A 19,729-nucleotide genomic window follows, 5' to 3' on the forward strand; every position below is an offset into this window, starting at 1 on the left:
GCTGGGTCAGACCTCGGAGGGGATTTGGGTGACTGGTTCGTGGGTGGTGGCGGATAGGGTTGGGGCGTAGAGGGTTTCGATTTCGGTGGCGTATTTGGTCGCGATGGGCTTGCGGCGCAGTTTCATGGTGAGGGTGATTTCGTCGCCGCCGGGCTCCCAGAAGGTGGGCAGGATGGTGAAGCGTTTGATCTGTTCCACGCGGGACAGTTTCGCGTTGCCCGCGGCGATGCCCTGGGCGATTTCGGCGATGACACCCGGGTCGGCGGCCAAGGCGCGGGCGGAGGCGTCGGGCAGACCGCGTTGAGTCGCATAGGGTGTCGCGGATTCGGCGTCGAGCACGATCAGGGCGGTGTTGTAGGGGCGGGCGTCGCCGATGGTGACGATCGAGCCGACCAGCGGGGTGGCGGCCTTGATGGTGTTCTCGATATTGGCCGGAGACATATTCTTTCCGGCCGCGTTGATGATGAGTTCCTTTTTGCGGTCGACCACGCGTAGGTAGCCGTCGGCGTCGCGGGTGAGGATATCGCCGGTGTGCAGCCAGCCGTCGGCGTCGATCGCATCGGCGGTCTTGCCCGGCTCCTTGCGGTAGCGCTTCATGACGAGCGGTCCGCGAACCAGGAATTCGCCGTCCTCGGCGATTTTGACCTCCGAACCGGGCAGCATGCGACCGACGGTGCCCAGGCGCGCTTCGGCGGGTGGGCTGGCGCTGGCCACACACGTCAGTTCGGACATACCCCAGATCTCGGAGATGGGGACGCCGAGACCGCAGAAGAAACCGAGGGTCTCCGGCGGGATCGGCGCGGCACCCGACATCGCCCACTTCACCTGGTCCAGGCCGAGTTTGGCGCGCAGCCTCGACAGCACCGACTCATCGGCCTTTGCCCACTCGGCGGCCAGCTCCGCATCGACGGTTCCGCCCTCCAGCAGCACTGCGGCCTTGCGTGCGGCCACAGCGAGCGCCCATTGCAGTGCGGCCCTCGTGGTTTCGTCGGGCTCGTTGGCGACCGAGAATTCGACCGCGGCCTTGAACTTCTCCCACACTCGTGGCACCGCACCCCAAATCGTCGGGCGCGCATCCAATAGCGCCGCGGGCAGCTGGTTGCGGTCCGGCACGACGGTGATCTGAATGCCGTAGTACTCCTGCAGGTACAGCGCGGTGAACCGGTCGGCCATATGCGCGGTCGGCAGGTAGGAGGTCTGCCGGTCGCCGAATTCCACCGGGAGTACGGCATTGAAGGCGTGTGCCTCGGCGGTCAGGTTGGCATGAGTGATCTCGACGCCCTTCGGATTTCCGGTGGTACCGGAGGTGTAGACCAGCGTCGCGATATCGTCCGGCCGAACCGAACGCCACGTCGACTCGAAGTCGAAATCGTTGCGTCCCTTGGCCTTCAGCTCCGCGAGACTGATCGTTCCCGCGTGCTCGGCATCCATGCACACGATGGTCTCGATCTGCGCTCCACAGGTGCGGACCCGCTCGACGTACTGTTCCTCGCAGATCACCACCCGATTGCCCGCATTGCCGAACACATAGTTCAGCTGCTCCGGTGCGAGGGTGTTGTACACCGAGAACGAGGTCGCGCCGGTGTGCTGTGCGCCCACCTCGATCGGATAGAACTCGACCCGATTGGCCATCATCAGCGCGACCGTATCCCCGCGCCCGATCCCGAGCGCATGCAATCCCGCCGCGATATGCCGGACCTGCTCGGCGTACTCCCGCCAGGTCAATGTGTGCCCGCCACCGATGGAGCGCACTGCGATCGCGTCGGGATCGATCGCCGCCACCCGCTGGAAGGCGGCACAGGAGGTATTCGGTTCGGTCATCGCACACCACAATCACTACGGCCACATTTTCTTCCCGACCGTAGGTTGCCACACAACCCCGCGTGCCGTTTTCACCCGATTTCGCCCTTGCCCGTCCGCGCTCGGCGCCGCTGGCGACGGCTTGCGTCGCACCCGAGCCACTGGGTTGGGGCGATCATGGGAGATCCCACCGATCTCGCTTACGAGTTCTGCAGGAGGTCGCGGGGCCAATGGCTCCGTGATGCGCCGTCGGGGCATGCTCCGGCGCGATGCGGGCCGAGGATGGACCCCGGGACCGGCCGGGATCAGCTGGTGCCCTCGATGAATCCCGTGTGCTGGCACGGTATCCGGGCCGCCAAGCGCCACAGGGAGGTCACTTCTGCGGCTCGGGCTGCGTGGAACGGGTCTGTGGTGTCGCGGGGTCGGAAGTGGCGCGGCCTGGTGTCGATCCGGTCGATGACGCGCAGGCCCGCCGAGTCGATGGCGGTGCGGAGTTCGGTGCGGGTGCGCAGGCCGAGGCGTTCGGCCAGATCGGATAGGACCAGCCAGCCCTCGCCGCCTGGTTCGAGGTGGTCGGGGAGGTCGGTCAGGAAGGCGCGCAGCATGGAGCTGTCCGGGTCGTAGACGCCTTGTTCGACGGTGGAGGTCGGACGGACCGGGAGCCACGGCGGATTGCAGACGATCAGGTGTGCGCGGCCGTCGGGGTACAGGCCGGGGCCCTGGACATCGATGCGGTTCGTGAGCCCGAGGCGGTCGATATTGTCGCGGGCGCAGTCGAGTGCGCGCGGATTGATATCGGTGGCGACGATGTGGTCGACGCCGCGGCGGGCCAGCACCGCCGCCAGCACGCCGGTTCCGGTTCCGAGGTCGAATGCGGTGTGGTGCTGGACCGGTAATGGTGCGTCGGCGACCAGATCGACGTATTCGCCGCGCACGGGGGAGAACACCCCGTAGTGCGGGTGGATCCGCGCGCCGAGAGCCGGTACCAGGACACCGTTTTCACGCCACTCGTGCGCCCCGATCGCTCCGAGTAGTTCGGTCAAGGCGATCACCATCGGCTCATGCGCGGACCCATACACCTCGGTGCACGCCTGCCGAACATCGGGCGCGCGGCGCAGTGCCAGGGAATGGTCCGGCTCCAATTGCACGATCAGCCTGCCCAACACCCGTGCCCGCTGCCCCCGAGCCCGCCGATTGAGGTGAAAGGATTCGGCTGGTCCGTTGCCCACCGGTACGGGTTTTCGATCTATGCGGCGGCGCAATGCCTGCAACAGCTGACGGGCGTTGTGAAAATCGCCACGCCACAGCAGCGCCGTCCCCTGGCAGGCCAAGTGGTAGGCGGTATCGGCACGCATGCGGTCATCGGCGACAGTGATTTGCGCGGGCGCGGGCGTCGCGCTTTCGGAATGCCACTGTGCGCTGTGGTCGGTATCTGCTTCGGTCCAGTGAATGGTCGACATGGGGTGCTCCTCGTGATCGGACGTGCGTTGGCACGGAGCGCACTTCGAACGAGGAGCGGGAGAACGGCCTGAGTCAGCCGGGGCTGTAAGGACGGACTAGCGGTTCCGCGTCGAAGCGCGAGCACCGAAGTCGCCGAGGACCATACCGAGCATCATGAGCAGCCCTTTCCCTGAGTCGACATCTCTAGACTCGCACACGAGCCGCTGCCACCACGCACCGGGGCCGAACAAGGGGGCATCACGAGGTCCGCAACCCCGATCAGTATCGGTGGGCGCGAGTTCGTAGCGGGCCGATGTCGCTGCCGCGTCGGCACCGCACATATACCGAATCGCCTTCCGCCGCAAAGCTTCCCAACAGGTCGCCCACCTCGGCTGCAGTTCCTCCCGCCCGGCGAAGGACCGAGCGGCGACTCACGTCCGAAACCGAAGTCGAATCTGCTCTCGAGTGCCAGGACATCGGCCGAATGCGGTCAGGCGACGCCCATCCATTTGTCGATCTGATCGATTGCCCCGGGCGTGAACGCGCAGGTGACGTGGTCGCAGGGCAGCAGGGTCAGTGACACGTCCACGCCGGCGCTTTTCCACTGTTGCTGGAGTGCTTGCGCGCCGGCGACGGGAATCCATTCGTCGAAGAGGCCGTGCCACAGGTAGATCGGCATCGTCGGGGTCAGTCCGCCGGCCTTGGTTTCGCGGTAGATCCGCTGGACGACTTCGGTCGGGTACGGGTCGACCTTGGTCAGCGTGCGCACCGCCACCGGCGCGGCGCCGAGGAGGGCGGCGCTGGAGCAGAGGTTCTTGTTCTCCTGCGCGGTCCGCACCCCCAAGTCGTTGAGCAGGTCGAAGGCCTCGGGCGTGGCTCGGGCCACCCCCAGCGCCGCCATCAGATACAGCGCAGCGGCGGGCGGTTTCCCGTCCATCGTTTTGCGCAGCAGGCTCAGGTCGGCGGGTGTGCCACCGGCGGCGGCACCGAGGATCCGCAGTTCGGGGGCATAGGTGGGCTGCAGTTGCGCGGCCCATACGGTGGCGATCGCGCCGCCGCTGTAGCCGATCATCGTGGTGGGGCTGCCCGCGAGTCCGGCCGCCGGAAACTGTAGTGCGGCACGGATTCCGTCGAGCACCTCGCGGGCCTGAGTGGGCCCGTGTGCGTAGGCCATCTTGGGGCCTTGGTAGTCGGTCATCACGACCGCGTAACCGTGCCCGAGCAACTGGCGGGTGATATCGGGCGCCTCGATGGAGACCGAGTGGGTCAGTTGGTAGGACGGATTGCATTGCAGCCCGACACTGTCGATGGCGTAGTCATTGCTGACCACGCGCCCGTTCCATGTCTTGGGTTTCATGATCGTGGTGAGCGCGGCGATCGAAGTGCCGTCGGCAGCAGTGGATTTGAACCATACCTGCCAGGCGGCGAAGTCGTTGGTGGCGGCCAGCGGCGGCAGAATCTGCACCGATCGCGACGACAGGATCGCACCATTGGGCAGCCCGTCGGTATTGAAATGCTGATCGAGGTAGGCGTCGCCGGTCGGATCGGGATCGTATTTCGCGTAGTCACCGCTGTCGGCCGCGACCAGGGGCGAGGCCGCGAATAGGGTGAGCGCCAGGGTGGTCGCGACGGAGAGGGCGCGCCACGGCAGCCGAAACATGAACAAATCGCCTTTCGCTCGACAACGCGCTGACCGGGGACACCGCGTCGGCCGAGGTTAAACCAACCGGGGCTGCGACACCGCGCATTTCACGATCAACTCCGAAATTCGTCTCACGCGATAGCGGCTCGCCACGCCATAGCTGTACACGTCTGGGACAGTCGCCTACATTGCTGACATGGACACCATCGAGCTCGACGCACCGGACGGCGCTCTCGAAGCGATCCTGGCGCGCCCGACCGGGGACGGCCCGTGGCCCGGGGTCGTGGTGCTGCACGACGGTGTCGGCTTCGGCCCGGATATCCGAAGCAATGTCGAAATGTTGGCCGACTACGGCTATCTCACGATCGCCCCGAACCTGTTCGCCAATGGCCGGGTGCGCTGCATCCGTGCGGTGATGCGGTCGCTGATCTTCACCGGCGCCAGCCCCGCGATCCGGGAGATCCTCGCCGCCCGCGACCGCCTGGTCGTCGATCGCGACTGCACCGGCAAGACCGCGGTCATCGGCTTCTGCATGGGCGGTGGCTTCGCATTGCTCACCGCGCCAATGGGTTTCGACGCGGCCGCACCGTTCTATCCGGGCCTCTACGGCGACTACCGCGCCCAACTCGAGGGCGCCTGCCCGGTGGTGGCCAGCTACGCCGAGCTCGATCCCTCACTCCTGGGCGCGGGCCGCAAACTCGATCGTGTGCTGACCGATCTCGGTGTCGAGCACGACATCAAGACCTACCCGGGCACCATGCACGGCTTCGCCAACGTCTTCGGCATCGACCCGGTCCTGCGGGTCGCCGGTCTCGGCTACGACGCCGAGGCCACCCGCGATGCTTGGCATCGCATCTTCGCGTTCTTCGACGAGCATCTGACCGATACGCCGGATACAACTGCGACCGACGAATCCGAGTAGCGCGGGCTCACGGCATGCCGCAACCCGAGGGTCCGACCACGGCTCCCGCACCGCCGCATCCCTACCACCCGAGATGACTTGCGGCGAAATCCTCACTCCCCGTGCCACTGCGGCGCACGCTTCTCCACGAACGCGCGCGGCCCTTCCAGCGCGTCCTTGCTCGCGAAGATCGGTCCCGCCTCCTGGAAGCTCATCTCCCACATCGGCGCCTCCCAATCTGAGCCGAATTCGTTGCTGCGGTGCATGATTCGCTTGGACGCGCGCACCGACAGCGGCGCGTTGGCGGCGATCGTCTCGGCGAGCGCTATCGCGGTGGGCAGCACCTGATCGGCCGGGACGACCCGGTTGACCAACCCCCAGTGCGCGGCGGCCGCGGCATCGATGGGCGCTCCGGTGAGCACCATCTCGTGAGCGATCTTGGGTGGGATCTGGCGCGGCAGCCGAAGCACGCCCCCCGCGGCGGCGAACAACCCACGGGTGACCTCGGGCAGCCCGAGTTCGGCATCGGCGCTCATCACCGCGAGATCACACGCCAATACGATTTCGGTGCCACCGCCGAGAGCGAACCCGTTGACCGCGGCGATGAGCGGCTTGTCGATGAAATGCTGGACCAGCCCGGCGAATCCGTACTCCGGATGCCCCGGGTCGTGAATCCCGTTGCCGCGAGCCAGTTCCTGGAGGTCCGCGCCCCCGCAGAACGCGCGACCAGCCCCGGTGATCACCCCAGCCCGCAGGTCCCGATCGGCCGCAACCTCCTCGAGTGCCGCACCGACGGCGATCGAGAGCGCGGAGTTCACCGCGTTCATCGCCTCGGGCCGGTTCAGCGTGATGATCGCGATATGGCCCTGGCGTTGCAGGATGGCGGCCTCGGTCATGTCGGGCTCCTCTGTTGACGTGTGGCGAACCTACCGTCTACGAGCTGGATTCGGTCAGCTTGGCGACGACCGGACCGAACATGGTGTTCTTGATCGCGCCCAGCGTCGCGGGATCCTTGCTGCCGAGCGGGACGAGCATCGCGATGGCGGCGGTGGCGACCGCGGCTTCGCCCGCGGTGGCGTCGACGATATCCAGCGCTGAGGCATCTATTCCGCCGAAGCGGCGACCGGTGGTCATCGAGGCCACCGCGGCCTTGGGGGGCAGCTTGGACTGGATCAGCGCGGCCATGCCCGGGGTGAACGGAATGCGGATATCGACCTCGGGCAGACAGAAGAAGCCGCGGTCGGCGCGCATCACCCGATAGTCGTGGGCGAGGGCGAGCATGGCGCCGGCACCGAAGGCGTGCCCGGGCAGTGCGGCCGCGGTGGGTATGGGCAGGGTGAGCACGCGGGCGAACAAGGCCTGCACACGGCTGATGTACCACTGGGTGCGGTCACCGTTGGCGACCAGCCAGTCCAGGTCGAGGCCGTTGGAGTAGAACTTGCCGCTCGCCGTGGTCACCAGACCGTGTGCCTCCTCGGCGAGCGCGGTGTCGAGGTGGGCGTTGACCGCGTCGAGAAACTCCGGGGTGAAACGGTTTTCGTCGTCGCCGAGGTCGAGGACGGCGATCTTTTCGTGGTAGCTCAGTGTGCTCATGTTGTTCCTTGCTCCAGGTGTTATTCGGGTGGGCCGACCGCGAGCACCGCGCGCACGGCGGCGCGAAGGTGTTCGCGGGCAATGGGTTTGGCGATACGGTCGCGGCGCAGCAGGATGCCGGTCGGCAGATCGACGACGCAGGTGGTGATCACATCGACGGCGGCGGCGTCACCGCGGCCCCACAGGGCACGTGCGAGCCGGATGAGCAGTCGCACCAGCGCGTCATCGGTTCCGGCGAGTTCGGCAACGACCTGTTCGGGCAGCTCGTCGCCGAGCAGCTCGTCACGTGAGACGGTCAGCAGCAGTTTCGAGGAATCCGGGTATCGCCGCGCGAACTGCACCGGCGTCTCGGCGGCGGCGACTACCGCCTCGAGCGCGCCTGAGGTGTCGTGGTTCGCGCCGAGATACGCCTCGACCGACTCGGTCTGCATCCGCAGAAACCGCCCCGCCGCCCGTAACCAGCTGCGTCCGAGCAGTTCCGCGCGCGAGCCGAAGGTGTGATAGATCGCGCCGTTGGACACGCCGGTGGCCGCCGCGACGGCCCGGATGGTGACCGCCGCCGGACCCGAGCGCACCGCCAGCGACTCCGCGGCATCGAGCACGGTGTCGGGGTCATGGGTCCGCGGGCGGGGCATGCGACGACTATAACAGAGCAGTTGCTCTGTAATTAATCGGCAGCTCCCTGGCAAACCCTCTTCCGCTATATCACTGCATGTTTCGCCCGGTCACGGCTACTTTCGCGGCGCGGTGACCCCAATGCATGGACTTCGTTACGTATCGGCGCGACGGACATACGATGAGGTACTGTCTGGTCCTCCCGACTTGCCCGCACGAACAGAAACGGCGCCTGCGAATGTCACGAGTGGTCACCAAGGAGCAGTACTTCGACACCGCTCTGGAGGTCTTGGCCGAACTCGGCTTCAAGGGCCTCAATATCGGCGTGCTGTGCCGCCGCCTCGGTGTCACCAGCGGCTCGTTCTACCACCATTTCGGCAGCTGGCAGGGCTTCGTGGACGCGCTGCTCGAGCATTGGGAGAACCGCCAGGTCATCATCCTGCGCACGCTGAACTTCAACCAGGGCAATCCCGACGACGACATCCGCGCCATGTCCGACCTCGCCGCGGGCCTGCACCACACCGCCGAGGCCGCGATCCGGGCCTGGGCCGGCAATGACGAATCGGTGAATCTGGCACTCAAGCGGGTCGACGAATCGCGCCGCCGCACCGTGCACAAGGCGATCAAAGGCGTTGTGGGCGATGAGGAGACGACCGCGGTGGTCACCGCGCTCGGCATGTCGATGCTGATCGGCTACCAGCAGATCGCCGCGGGCGGGGAGGACATTTCACTGGACCAACTGCTGGCCCAGTACGCGCGGTTGATCTACTCCCACGCCCGCCGCTCAGCCGAGTAGCTCGTCCACATAGCACCACCGCCACGCCTCACCGGGCTCCACACTGCGCATCACCGGATGTCCGGTGCCGGCATAGTGTTTGGTCGCGTGATTGCCCACCGAGGAGTCACAGCAGGCAATGTGCCCGCAGGACAGGCACATTCGCAGATGCACCCAGGTATATCCCTCGGCGATGCATTCCTTGCACTCGTCGAGTTCGGTGGGCTCACGCACCAGCGGCGCGGACTCGAGATGCGCGCAGCTGTCGGCCGCCGCCGGGGCGGCGAGCGGTTCGACGCGTTCCTCTTCGGTTTCGTCGAAGCGGTCGATCATCGATTCCTCGAGATCGAGCCGCGACAGCACGTACTGCAGGATCTCGTAGTCCGCGCCGCCCGAATCCCGCACGCGCAGTACCGTTTCCCGCTCCGCGCGCAGCATTTCCAGCCGCAGTCGCCGATATTCGGCGGTCGGTGTCGCCAGTTCCGATTCCGGGCGGCCCAGGCGTTCCCAGGCCGCGTTGGTCTTCCAGGTGACCCGATCGCGCAGTGTCTCGACGACACCGGGCGGTGTATCGGGGGTGATGTGCTTTTCCAGCTCGGCCAGTCCGGCCGCGGTCGCCTGCTGCAGCAGATTCGCCTTCTGCAATGCGTTTTCCGCGCGACTCGGGCCACGCACATGTAGCCGCCGCACCACCCACGGTAGCGAAGTCCCTTGCAGCAGTAGTGTTCCCGCGACCACGACGAGCGCGAGCAGTTTGAGCACCGGCAGCTGCGGGGTGCTGGCGGGCAGCAGCAGCACCGCCGCAAGGGTGACCACACCGCGCATGCCCGCCCACGACACCACCACCGGATGGCTCAGCGGCACATCGGCATTCGGCAATCCGAGCTTGCGCGAGAGCAACGCGACCGGGAACACCCACAGCGGCCGCGACAGCATCGCCGCCAACATGACCGCCACCGCCGCGACGATCAGGGTGCGGTGATCGAGGTCGTCGCTGTCCCACGCGCCCTCGATGATGGCGCGCATCTGCAGCCCGATTATCAGGAAGACGACGCTTTCCAGAATGAATTGGATGGTGCGCCAGTTGGTGCGTTCGGCGATCCGCGAGGCGGCACTCTGCCACGCCGGCGCACCGTGCCCGAGCACCATGCCGCAGGTCACCACCGCGATCACACCGGAGGCTTCGATCCCCTCGGCGGGCAGATAGGCGACGAACGGCGCCAGGAACGACAGCGTGGTGTCCAGCACCGGATCGGTGATTCGCCGCCGCAGCATCGCCAGCAGATAGGCGACCACGATGCCCACCGCCGCACCGCCGCCCGCGGCGAGCAGGAAGTCACCACCGGCCTTCCACACCGACACCGTGCCCGCGGCCGCCGCGATCGCGGTGCGCACCGTCACCAGCGCGGTCGCGTCGTTGAACATCGACTCGTCTTCGAGGATGGTGACGATCCGGCGCGGCATGCCGATGCGCCGCGCGATGCCGGTCGCGGCCACCGCATCCGTCGGTGCGACCACCGCACCCAGGGCCACCGCGACCGCCAACGGTACCGGCAGCAGCCACCACACCACCGCCGCGACCGCGAACGTGCTGAACAACACCAGACCCACCGACAGCAGCGCGATGGTGCGCGCATTGGCCCGGAAGTCGACCAGGGAGGTGCGAATCGCCGAGGTGTAGAGCAGCGGCGGCAGGAAACCCAGCAGGATGACCTCGGGATCCGGGTGGACCTCGGGAACGTGTGGCAAATACGACGCGACCACCCCGGCCAGCGTCAACACCAGCGGTTCGGATATCCCGAATCGTCGCGCGAGCGCCGCGAGCGACGCCGCCGACGCGACTAGAACAACGAGGCCGATCGCGACATGCACGGTGACATTCTCGCAGAGCAAACACCCGGCTCGAAAAGACCGTGCGGTACGTGACACGGACAGTGTGGTTCGGTTCCTCCGAATGGCTGTGGCGGTAGCGTTCGCGCGCAATAGTTGTCGGCACGAAGGAGGTAGACATGGAAGAGTTTGCGTCCTGGCGGGCGAGCGGTCGGCGCCACACCCACCGCGGCCATCAGATCTTCTGGCAGGACAGCACAGGCGACGGTGCCGGAAATCTGCTCTGTATCCACGGTTTCCCCACCGCGTCCTGGGACTGGCATGCGGTGTGGCCGGGTCTGCGCGAGCGGTTCGCGCGGCTCATCGCCCCGGATATGATCGGCTTCGGCTGGTCGGCCAAACCCCGCAATTACGATTACCGGATCGCCGATCAGGCCGATCTCCACGAGAATCTGCTGCGTGAGCAGGGGATTTCCCGCACGCACATCCTGGCCCACGATTACGGCGACACCGTCGCCCAGGAGTTGCTGGCCCGCGACGCACAGCGCCGCGCCGACGGCGACGATTCCCTGGTGATCGAATCGGTATGTCTGCTCAACGGCGGACTGTTCCCCGAGACCCACCGCGCGCGACCGGTGCAGAAGTTGCTGGCGAGTCCGCTGGGACCGCTGCTCGGGGTGCTGGGTACCGAGCGGGTCTTCCGTCGCAGCCTCGCCGGGGTCTTCGGTCCCGACACCCGTCCCAGTGCCCACGAGCTCGATCAGTACTGGATCCTGTGGTGTAGCAAGCACGGGAAGAGCAACGGGCACAAGCTGATTCGCTATATGGGTGAGCGCAAGGCGAACCGGGAGCGCTGGGTGGGCGCGCTGGTCGACACACCGGTTCCGGTCCGGCTGATCGACGGTCTGCTCGATCCGGTATCGGGTGCGCACATGGTGCGCCGCTATCGCGAGCTGATCCCGGATCCGGATGTGGTCGAGTTGCCGAAGGTCGGGCACTACCCCCAGTTCGAAGCCCCCAGGGAGACCTTGGCCGCGGTACTGGATTTCCACACCAGCCGCGTGCGGTAGACGGACACCCCGGCGTTATGGGGTTTCCCATACTATGGCTACATGGCAGCGACACGCCGATCGAATAAGGAGGCTCCGGCGCGCCCACGGCAGCGTGACGCGCGCCGGCGGATGATCGAGGGCACGATCGAATCCCTGCGCATCCACGGTGCGAGCGCCACCAGCGTGGACCGGGTGCTCGCCGATACCGGTGCGCCTCGCGGGTCGGTCTATCACCACTTTCCCGGCGGTCGCACCCAGCTGATCACCGACGCGCTCAGCGCGGCCGGTGGTTCGATGTCGGAGTTCATCGAAACGATCACCCGCGAGAACGATCCGGGGACCGCACTGGATATGTTCGTCGCGCTGTGGCGACGGACCCTCGTCGCCAGCGACTACCGCGCGGGCTGCCCGATCTTCGCCGTCGCCGTCGAAACCAATGACGATGCACCGGAATTCGCGGCATCTGCCGCCGCGATCTTCGCCCGCTGGAATGCCGCGCTCACCGATATGCTCAGCCGTCACGGCCTCGATCCGGTGCGTTCGCGGCGCATGGCCACGCTCACCGTCGCCGCTGTCGAGGGGGCGATCGCGCTGTGTCGCGTCGAGCGTGCCATCACGCCGCTCGAGGACACCGTCCGCGAGTTGCAAGCTCATCTGACGAACGCCATCAGCGCCTCCGAGTAGCGCCCGATTGATCCGAGAGGTGGTCTTTCCCGGCCACATCCGGCCGTTCGACCTTGCGAAGAATGGACGCTCAGAGCCGTTTTCTGGGGATGCGGTGCAATGTTTCGACGGGGTGTGCCCTTGACATCCCGATTATGGTGGGGACCATAATCAGCGTCGGGTGCAGGTTTCACCGCCCCCACCACGGACCCGAGGAGACGCCGATGTCGCGAGCAGCCGAGCTCGACCTGGAGACGATCGACCTGGCCCGGAACGGGAGAGTGCTCACCGCGACCATCGTCGCGCCGCCGCTGAACTTCGTCACGCCCGCCCTCGTACGGGATCTGGACCTGCTCACCGCGGCGGCCGATACCGACGACACGGTCGGCGCGATCGTGCTCACGGGCGGTCTGCCCGGGCGGTTCCTCACCCACGCGGATCCGAGCGCGCTCACCGGCATGCTCGCGATGCCGCATCCGTTCCTCCCGGCTCGCGCGGTGGCGCCGCTGATCCCGGTGCTCAATACGAGCCTGCGGGTACCGGGTGCGGCTCGGGTGCTGGAGCGCTTCGGTGGCGGTCTCGGCACCGGCATGGTGTGGGGTTACCGCTGGAAGCGAACGACCCTGCGGATGAACCGATCTCGCGTGGTCTATCTAGCCGCCATCAATGGTCCCGCCCTCGGTGGCGGACACGAGATCGCCCTGGCCTGCGATATCCGGTATGCCGCCGACGCCGAGCACGTCAAACTCGGTCAGATCGAATCGATCGCCGATCTCATTCCGGGCGGCGGCGGAACTCAGCGCCTGCCGCGGCTGATCGGCGCGGCCAAGGCGATCGAGTTGACCCTCGAAGGTGGACCGCTCAGCGCACAGCAGGGCCTGCGCCTGGGCCTGGTGCACCGGCTCACCGCCGAGGACGAGTTGCTCACCGAAACCGAGGGCACCGCGGCGCGTCTGGCCGCGCGCAACCCGGTCGTCATCAAGGAACTCAAGCGCGCTATCTATTTCGGCACGGAGAGGTCGTTGTCGCGCAGTCTGAATCACGAACTCGCCGCATTCCTGTCCACCGGCAGTAGTAAGGCGGCCACTCGCACCCAGGACGCCTTCTTCGACGATCTCGACCGGCTCGGCGACACTCCGTTTCTGGCCGAGCCCAAGGCGTGGATCGACGGCACTCGCGTCGACCAGACCAGTTGATCCCGCATCCATATTTCGACAAGCGGTTTCGGTTCCGCTCTCGATCAACGACAACTCAGAGGAGCATCGATGAGTACCGCAGCGCAGCAGGGCAGCCGAGTCGACAGCAGTGCGCGGCCCAGACGCAATGATGCTGCGGCACAACAGGAATGGCATAAGACCGCGTGCATCCTGTGCGAGAACAACTGCGGCCTGCTGATCCAGCTCGACGGCCGCAGCTTCGCCAAGATCCGCGGCGACAAGGATCACGTCGCCTCGGCCGGATACACCTGCAACAAGGCGCTGCGCCTGGACCACTACCAGAACGGCGGTACCCGCCTGACCGCCCCGCTGCGCCGCGAGGCCGACGGCAGTTTCACCGAAATCGACTGGGACACCGCGATTTCCGAGATCGCCGCGCGACTCACCGAGGTCAAGAACACATATGGCGGCGATAAGATCTTCTTCTACGGCGGCGGGGGACAGGGCAACCATCTCGGCGGCGCCTACAGCGGCGCCCTGCGCCGGGCGCTGGGCAGTCGCTACCGCTCGACCGCGCTCGCCCAGGAGAAGACCGGCGAGGGCTGGGTCGACGCGCATTTGACCGGCGGCCACACCACCGGCGATTTCGAACATGCCGAAGTTTCGGTCTTCCTCGGCAAGAACCCCTGGCAGTCGCACGGGGTACCGCGTGCCCGCACCGTCCTGCAGCAGATCGCCAAGGATCCGGCCCGCACCATGATCGTGCTCGATCCGGTGCGCACCGAAACCGCCGATCTCGCCGATATCCATCTGCAGGTCCGCCCCGGCACCGACGCGTGGTGCCTGGCCGCGATGCTCGCCGTGCTGGTGCAAGACGATCTGCTCGATCACGCGTTTCTCACCGAACACCTCGACCAGGTCGACGCCGTCACCACGGTGTTGCGCGATATCGATATCGCGTCCTATGCCGAAATCTGCGGTGTGCCGGTGGAATTGCTGCGTACCGCCGCCCATCGGATCGGCACCGCGAGCAGTGTGGCCACCTATGAGGACCTGGGTGTCCAGCAGAGCCCCAACAGCACCCTGATCTCCTATTTGAACAAGCTGCTCTGGCTGCTCACCGGAAACTTCGCCAAACCCGGTGCCATGCAACCACATTCCTGGATGGCGCCGTTGGCGAGCTACAGCCGTGACATCAAACGCAGCCCGGTGACCGGCGCACCGATCCTCGGCGGCATGCTGCCGTGCAATTCGATCGCCGAGGAAATCCGCACCGATCACCCCGACCGGTTCCGGGCGATGATCATCGAATCCGCGAATCCGGCACACTCACTCGCCGATTCGGCCGCCTTCCGCGCCGCACTGGACGCACTGGAGCTGGTGGTGGTCATCGATGTCGCGTTCACCGAAACCGCACGCCACGCCGACTATGTGCTGCCCGCGGCCAGCCAGTTCGAGAAGTGGGAGGCCACCTTCTTCAATCTGGAGTTCCCGCACAACACCTTCCATCTGCGCGCGCCGGTACTCGAACCGCTACCCGGCACATTGCCCGAACCCGAGATCTATGCGCGCCTGCTCCGTGAACTCCGTGTCGTCGGGCGCGCGGAGCTGACGGTACTGCGGACCGCCGCGAAACTGGGCCGGCGCCCCTACGCACTGGCCTTCGCCGCGCTGTTGGCTATCAACAAGAAGATCGGCGGGCTCGCCCCCTACCTGCTCTATGAAACCCTCGGCCCGACGTTGCCCGATGGTGCGCGCTCGGCCGCTGTGTTGTGGGCGCTCGCGCAGCGCGTCGCGAAGGTGCATCCCGCCGCTATGCGTCGAGCGGGTCACCTCGATGCCGATGCGCTGTTCGACGCCATCCTCGCGGGCCGCTCCGGAGTCACCTTCACCGTCGACGACTATCCCGACGCCTGGGACTATGTACCGCACCCGCGCATCCCGTTGGCAATCCCGGAATTGCTGCACGCGCTGCGCGAACTCCCGGCCACACCCGCCACGCACACCAGCACCGAATTCCCCTTCGTCCTGTCGGCCGGGGAACGGCGATCCTTCACCGCCAACACCATTTTCCGCGACAACAGCTGGCGTCGCCGCGATCCGGAGGGCGCGTTGCGCCTCAGTCCCGACGATGCCACTGCCCTCGGTCTCACCAGCGGCGAACGCGCCCGCATCACCACCCGGCGTGGCAGCGCCGTGGCCGCGGTCGAGATCACCGACCGCATGCGGCCCGGGCATGCCTCGCTGCCCAACGGGATGGGCCTCGACTTGCCCGATGGCACCCGCACCGGGGTGGCCGCGAATGAGCTCACCGATGCCGGTTGGCGCGATGCGATTGCCGGAACGCCGTGGCACAAGCATGTTCCGGCGCGTATCGAACCACTGCGCGAGGTGTAGCTTTTCGTGGACGAGCCACGCGGTGATCGCATCATTTCCGCGCGATCGAACGGATTCGCCCAGATCGGACAATTACGGCGCATGCGTCGGCGCTGACACCGACCTGCGTGAGGCCGGGTCTGTGAGCAACCGAACTTCGTGACGCTCCAGCGCTTTCGCGCACATGGCGACACCGTACAGTCGGCCCATGGTTTTCCGGCTCGAGCTGCAACCTGCCCCGCCCCTGCACCTGACACCCAACTGTGTGGTGCATACCGGGACGGTGCGACTATTCGTCACCGGCACGTTCATCCACACCTCCGGAGCCCCCGCCGAACCGTTCGGCTTCTTCCTTCCGAACACCCGTCCCCTGCCCGAAGACGCGCCCGAACCGTACCTGTGGGCGGAGATGCATCTGGTGACCGCCACCGCCACCGCGGCATCCGGAAACTTCCCGTTCGGCATCACCCACACCCAGGCCGCCTACGTCCCGGACCCGCGCGCCGGCCTGCACCGCTGGCTCCACCTCACCGCCGCCGCCCACCCCGCCAGGGAACTCCGCCTCGGCTACCGCGTCACGGTTCAAACGCCCTGATCGGTCTCGACGGCGTGCACCGAGGTGTGACCCCATCCGACCCGGTCCGCGCGAGGGTCGACTCGCGCCGTGGAGTGGCGGTGGGCCACGTGATCGGCAGACTTCCTGGCCGGGACAGCCGGGCAACGGCGCGGATTCCGCGGGCAGTGCGGTCCTACGAAGTCGGCGCAGGCTCGCGATCGACATCCGCTGCCGTCGGCGCGGGGGTCGCCGGAGTCACGGTCACCCACGTGTTGTTGACCGCCGCGTTCCCGGAGAAGGTGTCGGTGAGCGACGGGTCGTGCAGCAGGTTGACGTTCGCGCCCTGACACCACCAACAGCGAGCTGACCACAAAGTCAGCCGAAATTGCCTGAACTGCAGCCATTCCGGACGAATAGAACGCTTCGCTCCGCTGTTCTACCGACGGTGCCTGGTCTACCTGCTGCATACGGGCCCGGTTCATCGTCAGCCGCTGCAGGGCGGACGTGGTGAACTTGATGCGTCGCAGGTTGGCCTCGGTGAATTCCACGTCGCGCAGTACACAGTCGACGAATTCCACTGAGCTCAGGATCGAGACGGGACGCGGCTAGCAGGGTCACTCTGGCGCCCGGTCAACTGATGTGCTGGGTCGAATCTGCACCCACTGGCGCGGGATGGGTGGGGGCTGGGGTCACCGACACCCACGTGTTGTTGACCGCGGAACAGCCGGTGAAGGTGTCGGTGAGCGAGGGATCGTGCAGCAGGTTCACATTGGCACCCGGCAGCTGTGCCGCCACCTGCCAGCCGACACCGGGGTCCTGATGTCCCCAGCCGTGTGGGATCGCGATCGCACCGGTGCGGATATCGTCGCTCACCTCGAGGGTCACCACGATCGAACCCATCGGTGAAGTCACGGTGACCGGTTCACCGTCGGACAGACCGCGTTCGGCGGCATCGGCTGGATGCATGAGCGCGGTGCATCGGTCGCGGCCTTTCACCATGGGCGGGAGGTTGTGCAGCCAGGAGTTGTTGCTGCGCAGGTGCCGTCGCCCGATCAGCCGAAGATCGAAGCCCTCGAGTGCTTCTATCGGTGCCACCCCATCGGAGGTGTCGTCGATCAAAGTCCGTGCGCCGACGAGGAAATCCTGCGGCACCAACTGCACCTTGCGATCCTTGGTTGCGATCAGCGAACGCAACCGCGGTCGCAGCGGGCCCAGGTCGATACCGCCCGGCGTCGCCTTCACCTTGCCGAAGGTCAAACCGTTCCAGCCGCGCCGCAACACTCCGTACGGGCCGGCGGCGATCCCGGCCATCGCCATCCGCAGCGGGCTCAGTTGATCGAACACACCGTTGAGCACCCGGCTGGTGATCGACCGCGCTGGCAGCGGCAGCACCTCGGTGATCAAGCGGGCCAGGATCTCCCAGTCCTCCAGCGCACCCTTCGGTGGCTCGAAGACCCGCTCGCTGAAGCGGACGTTGTTGCGCACACTGAAGGCCGCCAGCACCAAATCCAGATCAGCGTGCTCCAGCGGCGAGACCGGCGGAAGCACGAAATCAGCGTGTCTCGCGGTCTCGGTCAGATAGAGATCCACGGCCACGACGCACTCCAGCCCGTCCAGCGCAGCACCGAGCCGGCCGCGCTGTGGCGTGGACAGAACCGGGTTGCCCGCATAGGTGATCATCGCCCGAATGTGGCCCTGCTCCATTTCATCGGCGAGCACCGCCACCGGCAGCTCCGACCGGAAAGACTTGAACCGGCCCGAGCTATCGGTCCACGCACCGTGCCCCATCGGCACGAAACGCCCGAACGGTGCCACATCCACTGCCGGTTTGGCGAACATCTGCCCACCCGGCCGGTCCAGGTTCCCGGTGACCGCATTGATGGTATTCACCAGCCAGTGCGTCAAAGTCCCCGTCACCTGCTGGCACACCCCGATCCGGGCATACAGCACCGCCGAGGGTGCGGCCACGTGCTCGCGCGCCAGCCGCCGAATCGTCTCCGCGTCCACCCCCGCATATGCTGCCGCCCGCTCGGGCGTGAAATCGGCCACCAGCGCACGCAATTCGCCCCATCCGGTGCACTGCGCACGAATCCGGTCTTCGTCACACAGCTTCTCGGTCACCAGCACATGCAGCATCCCCAGCAGCAGATACGGGTCGCCGCCGGGCGCCACCGCGACATGCTCATCGGCCAGCCGCGCGGTCTCGGTGCGCCGCGGGTCGATCACCACCACCTTGCCGCCGCGGCGACGCACCTTCTGGATGCGCAGCTTCGCGCCCGGCATGGTGCTCACCGACCCGTTCGACACCGCCGGATTAGCGCCCATGATCACCAACCGGTGCGTGCGATCGATATCGACCACCGGCATCAGCACGTTCGCGCCGAACATCCGCCACGCCACGAATTCCTGCGGGAACTGGTCGATTGAGGACGCGGAGTAGAAGTTGCGGGTCATCAGCGCCACTCGAAGCAGCGCACCATAGATCACCGAGGAGCTGTGCGCGGCCGGATTACCCAGGTACATCCCGACAGCGCTGGCACCGTGCTCGCGGCGGATCCGGCGCAGCCGCTGCCCGATCTCCCGGAACGCCTCATCCCAGCCGACCGGTTCGAACCGGTCACCCACCCGGCGCAACGGAGTACGCAGCCGGTCCGGGTCGTGATGCAGCCCGCCCATCGCCGTCGCCTTCGGGCAGATATACCCCGCGGAGAGTACATCGTCGGGGTTGCCTTCGATCCGGGTTACCCGTTCCTTCTCGACGGTTACCAGGATTCCGCAATGGGCTTCACACAGGGTGCACTGGCGGGCAATCGTGGTCGCGCTCATGAGTCTTCACTCCGCATCAGTCCAACACCGCCGGAGTCCGGCTCCAGCCCTTGCGTCGAGCTTATCGGCCGAACGCCAATAACACACCCCGGTGTCTGATTCAGTCGCTGAAGGATCCAGCGTGCAGGCGCAGGCCGTGGTCTGGTTCCAGCCGACGCTGCGGTTTCACCGCTGACACCCCTCGAAACCTGTCGGCTGAATTCTCTTCCACCGGTTTGGAATTGCGCGCCGCACCGATGTGCTCGTGGCACCGTGCCGCAAAGGTGTGAGCGTGATGGTTGCCCGTTGTGGAGGAAGACCGGTTTCCTGACCGTGCAGTGCGGCATCGAGACGCCTCCACACGTCCTCGCGCGAATGTTGTTTGGCGTCGTCGGAAGTGTAGAAGGCGGAGAAGGCGAAGTCGGTTAGTACTGCAACTGCACTCAGGTGAGTGGGTGGCCGCGGCGACGGTAGTGCGATAACCGGGCTTGGTGCTGGCGGCGTCGCCGCCAGCGTGACCAGGC

17 protein-coding genes are annotated in these 19,729 nt (G+C 66.5%); 8 read left to right on the forward strand and 9 right to left on the reverse strand.

All coding sequences use genetic code 11. From position 1 onward, the window contains the following. Positions 1–6 precede the first annotated feature (6 nt). From fadD11 to ACZ60G_RS42190, 3 genes are all read right to left on the reverse strand, one after another. Complete coding sequence (gene fadD11, locus ACZ60G_RS42180; RefSeq protein ID WP_465817763.1) at positions 7–1,821, reverse strand: fatty acid--CoA ligase FadD11; 1,815 nt, start codon at positions 1,819–1,821, stop codon at positions 7–9. Between the two features lie 284 nt (positions 1,822–2,105). Further along, complete coding sequence (locus ACZ60G_RS42185) at positions 2,106–3,260, reverse strand: methyltransferase (protein WP_465817765.1); 1,155 nt, start codon at positions 3,258–3,260, stop codon at positions 2,106–2,108. A gap of 470 nt (positions 3,261–3,730) precedes the next feature. After that, positions 3,731–4,900 carry a lipase family protein gene (locus ACZ60G_RS42190; protein WP_465817767.1) on the reverse strand — a complete coding sequence of 390 codons (1,170 nt, stop codon included), beginning with the start codon at positions 4,898–4,900 and terminating at the stop codon, positions 3,731–3,733. Positions 4,901–5,078: 178 nt separating this feature from the next. On the opposite strand from ACZ60G_RS42190, the gene ACZ60G_RS42195 reads away from it, so the two are divergent. Continuing rightward, positions 5,079–5,804 carry a dienelactone hydrolase family protein gene (locus ACZ60G_RS42195; protein ID WP_465817769.1) on the forward strand — a complete coding sequence of 242 codons (726 nt, stop codon included), beginning with the start codon at positions 5,079–5,081 and terminating at the stop codon, positions 5,802–5,804. A 92-nt stretch (positions 5,805–5,896) separates the two neighbouring features. Here ACZ60G_RS42195 and ACZ60G_RS42200 read toward each other — a convergent pair whose 3' ends face one another. From ACZ60G_RS42200 to ACZ60G_RS42210, 3 genes are read right to left on the reverse strand one after another with little or no spacing between them, the layout of a single operon-like run. Beyond that, positions 5,897–6,679, reverse strand: coding sequence for a crotonase/enoyl-CoA hydratase family protein (locus ACZ60G_RS42200; protein WP_465817771.1), 783 nt, complete (start codon positions 6,677–6,679; stop codon positions 5,897–5,899). Between the two features lie 37 nt (positions 6,680–6,716). Continuing rightward, positions 6,717–7,376 carry an enoyl-CoA hydratase-related protein gene (locus tag ACZ60G_RS42205; protein WP_465817773.1) on the reverse strand — a complete coding sequence of 220 codons (660 nt, stop codon included), beginning with the start codon at positions 7,374–7,376 and terminating at the stop codon, positions 6,717–6,719. Positions 7,377–7,396: 20 nt separating this feature from the next. Then, complete coding sequence (locus tag ACZ60G_RS42210; RefSeq protein ID WP_465817775.1) at positions 7,397–8,011, reverse strand: TetR/AcrR family transcriptional regulator; 615 nt, start codon at positions 8,009–8,011, stop codon at positions 7,397–7,399. A gap of 218 nt (positions 8,012–8,229) precedes the next feature. Between ACZ60G_RS42210 and ACZ60G_RS42215 the strand changes: the two genes are divergently transcribed. Beyond that, entirely contained in the window at positions 8,230–8,787 is a 558-nt protein-coding gene (locus ACZ60G_RS42215; RefSeq protein ID WP_465817777.1) for a TetR/AcrR family transcriptional regulator, read from the forward strand. On the opposite strand, the gene ACZ60G_RS42220 is transcribed toward ACZ60G_RS42215, so the two are convergent. Continuing rightward, complete coding sequence (locus ACZ60G_RS42220; protein WP_465817779.1) at positions 8,776–10,638, reverse strand: Na+/H+ antiporter; 1,863 nt, start codon at positions 10,636–10,638, stop codon at positions 8,776–8,778. The two genes, ACZ60G_RS42215 and ACZ60G_RS42220, sit on opposite strands and share 12 nt — an antisense overlap. A 137-nt stretch (positions 10,639–10,775) precedes the next feature. Between ACZ60G_RS42220 and ACZ60G_RS42225 the strand changes: the two genes are divergently transcribed. The 6 genes from ACZ60G_RS42225 to ACZ60G_RS42250 all read left to right on the forward strand — a co-directional run bounded on the left by ACZ60G_RS42225 (position 10,776) and on the right by ACZ60G_RS42250 (position 16,747). Next, positions 10,776–11,666, forward strand: a complete 891-nt coding sequence (locus tag ACZ60G_RS42225; RefSeq protein WP_465817781.1) for an alpha/beta fold hydrolase — start codon at positions 10,776–10,778, stop codon at positions 11,664–11,666. Positions 11,667–11,708: 42 nt separating this feature from the next. Beyond that, a complete protein-coding gene (locus ACZ60G_RS42230; protein WP_465817783.1) occupies positions 11,709–12,332 on the forward strand; it encodes a TetR/AcrR family transcriptional regulator in 624 nt (207 codons plus the stop codon). Positions 12,333–12,535: 203 nt separating this feature from the next. Further along, a complete protein-coding gene (locus ACZ60G_RS42235) occupies positions 12,536–13,507 on the forward strand; it encodes an enoyl-CoA hydratase/isomerase family protein (protein WP_465817785.1) in 972 nt (323 codons plus the stop codon). A 69-nt stretch (positions 13,508–13,576) separates the two neighbouring features. Next, positions 13,577–15,865: a molybdopterin-dependent oxidoreductase gene (locus ACZ60G_RS42240; RefSeq protein WP_465817787.1), complete on the forward strand. Its 2,289-nt coding sequence runs from the start codon at positions 13,577–13,579 to the stop codon at positions 15,863–15,865. 187 nt (positions 15,866–16,052) lie between these two features. Further along, positions 16,053–16,439 (forward strand): hypothetical protein, encoded by a 387-nt coding sequence (locus ACZ60G_RS42245; RefSeq protein WP_465817788.1) that lies wholly within the window; start codon positions 16,053–16,055, stop codon positions 16,437–16,439. Between the two features lie 80 nt (positions 16,440–16,519). After that, complete coding sequence (locus tag ACZ60G_RS42250) at positions 16,520–16,747, forward strand: hypothetical protein (RefSeq protein WP_465817790.1); 228 nt, start codon at positions 16,520–16,522, stop codon at positions 16,745–16,747. A 283-nt stretch (positions 16,748–17,030) separates the two neighbouring features. Here the strand turns inward: ACZ60G_RS42250 and ACZ60G_RS42255 are convergent, their stop codons facing one another. Together ACZ60G_RS42255 and ACZ60G_RS42260 are read right to left on the reverse strand one after the other, a co-directional pair. Beyond that, positions 17,031–19,226 carry a molybdopterin-dependent oxidoreductase gene (locus ACZ60G_RS42255; protein WP_465817792.1) on the reverse strand — a complete coding sequence of 732 codons (2,196 nt, stop codon included), beginning with the start codon at positions 19,224–19,226 and terminating at the stop codon, positions 17,031–17,033. 165 nt (positions 19,227–19,391) lie between these two features. Continuing rightward, positions 19,392–19,729: hypothetical protein (locus tag ACZ60G_RS42260; protein WP_465817793.1), on the reverse strand; the 338-nt coding region annotated here is incomplete at its 5' end.

The sequence above is a fragment of the Nocardia sp. NPDC102475 genome (assembly GCF_055584605.1).

Bases quoted from the DNA above. Each gene is read 5' to 3' on its own strand.
- ACZ60G_RS42230 (WP_465817783.1), top strand. From the start codon at position 11,709: ATGGCAGCGACACGCCGATCGAATAAGGAGGCTCCGGCGCGCCCACGG.
- ACZ60G_RS42240 (WP_465817787.1), top strand. From the start codon at position 13,577: ATGAGTACCGCAGCGCAGCAGGGCAGCCGAGTCGACAGCAGTGCGCGG.
- ACZ60G_RS42185 (WP_465817765.1), bottom strand. From the start codon at position 3,260: ATGTCGACCATTCACTGGACCGAAGCAGATACCGACCACAGCGCACAG.
- ACZ60G_RS42190 (WP_465817767.1), bottom strand. From the start codon at position 4,900: ATGTTTCGGCTGCCGTGGCGCGCCCTCTCCGTCGCGACCACCCTGGCG.
- ACZ60G_RS42210 (WP_465817775.1), bottom strand. From the start codon at position 8,011: ATGCCCCGCCCGCGGACCCATGACCCCGACACCGTGCTCGATGCCGCG.
- ACZ60G_RS42215 (WP_465817777.1), top strand. From the start codon at position 8,230: ATGTCACGAGTGGTCACCAAGGAGCAGTACTTCGACACCGCTCTGGAG.
- ACZ60G_RS42255 (WP_465817792.1), bottom strand. From the start codon at position 19,226: ATGAGCGCGACCACGATTGCCCGCCAGTGCACCCTGTGTGAAGCCCAT.
- ACZ60G_RS42245 (WP_465817788.1), top strand. From the start codon at position 16,053: ATGGTTTTCCGGCTCGAGCTGCAACCTGCCCCGCCCCTGCACCTGACA.
- ACZ60G_RS42225 (WP_465817781.1), top strand. From the start codon at position 10,776: ATGGAAGAGTTTGCGTCCTGGCGGGCGAGCGGTCGGCGCCACACCCAC.
- ACZ60G_RS42200 (WP_465817771.1), bottom strand. From the start codon at position 6,679: ATGACCGAGGCCGCCATCCTGCAACGCCAGGGCCATATCGCGATCATC.
- ACZ60G_RS42235 (WP_465817785.1), top strand. From the start codon at position 12,536: ATGTCGCGAGCAGCCGAGCTCGACCTGGAGACGATCGACCTGGCCCGG.
- ACZ60G_RS42205 (WP_465817773.1), bottom strand. From the start codon at position 7,376: ATGAGCACACTGAGCTACCACGAAAAGATCGCCGTCCTCGACCTCGGC.
- fadD11 (WP_465817763.1), bottom strand. From the start codon at position 1,821: ATGACCGAACCGAATACCTCCTGTGCCGCCTTCCAGCGGGTGGCGGCG.
- ACZ60G_RS42195 (WP_465817769.1), top strand. From the start codon at position 5,079: ATGGACACCATCGAGCTCGACGCACCGGACGGCGCTCTCGAAGCGATC.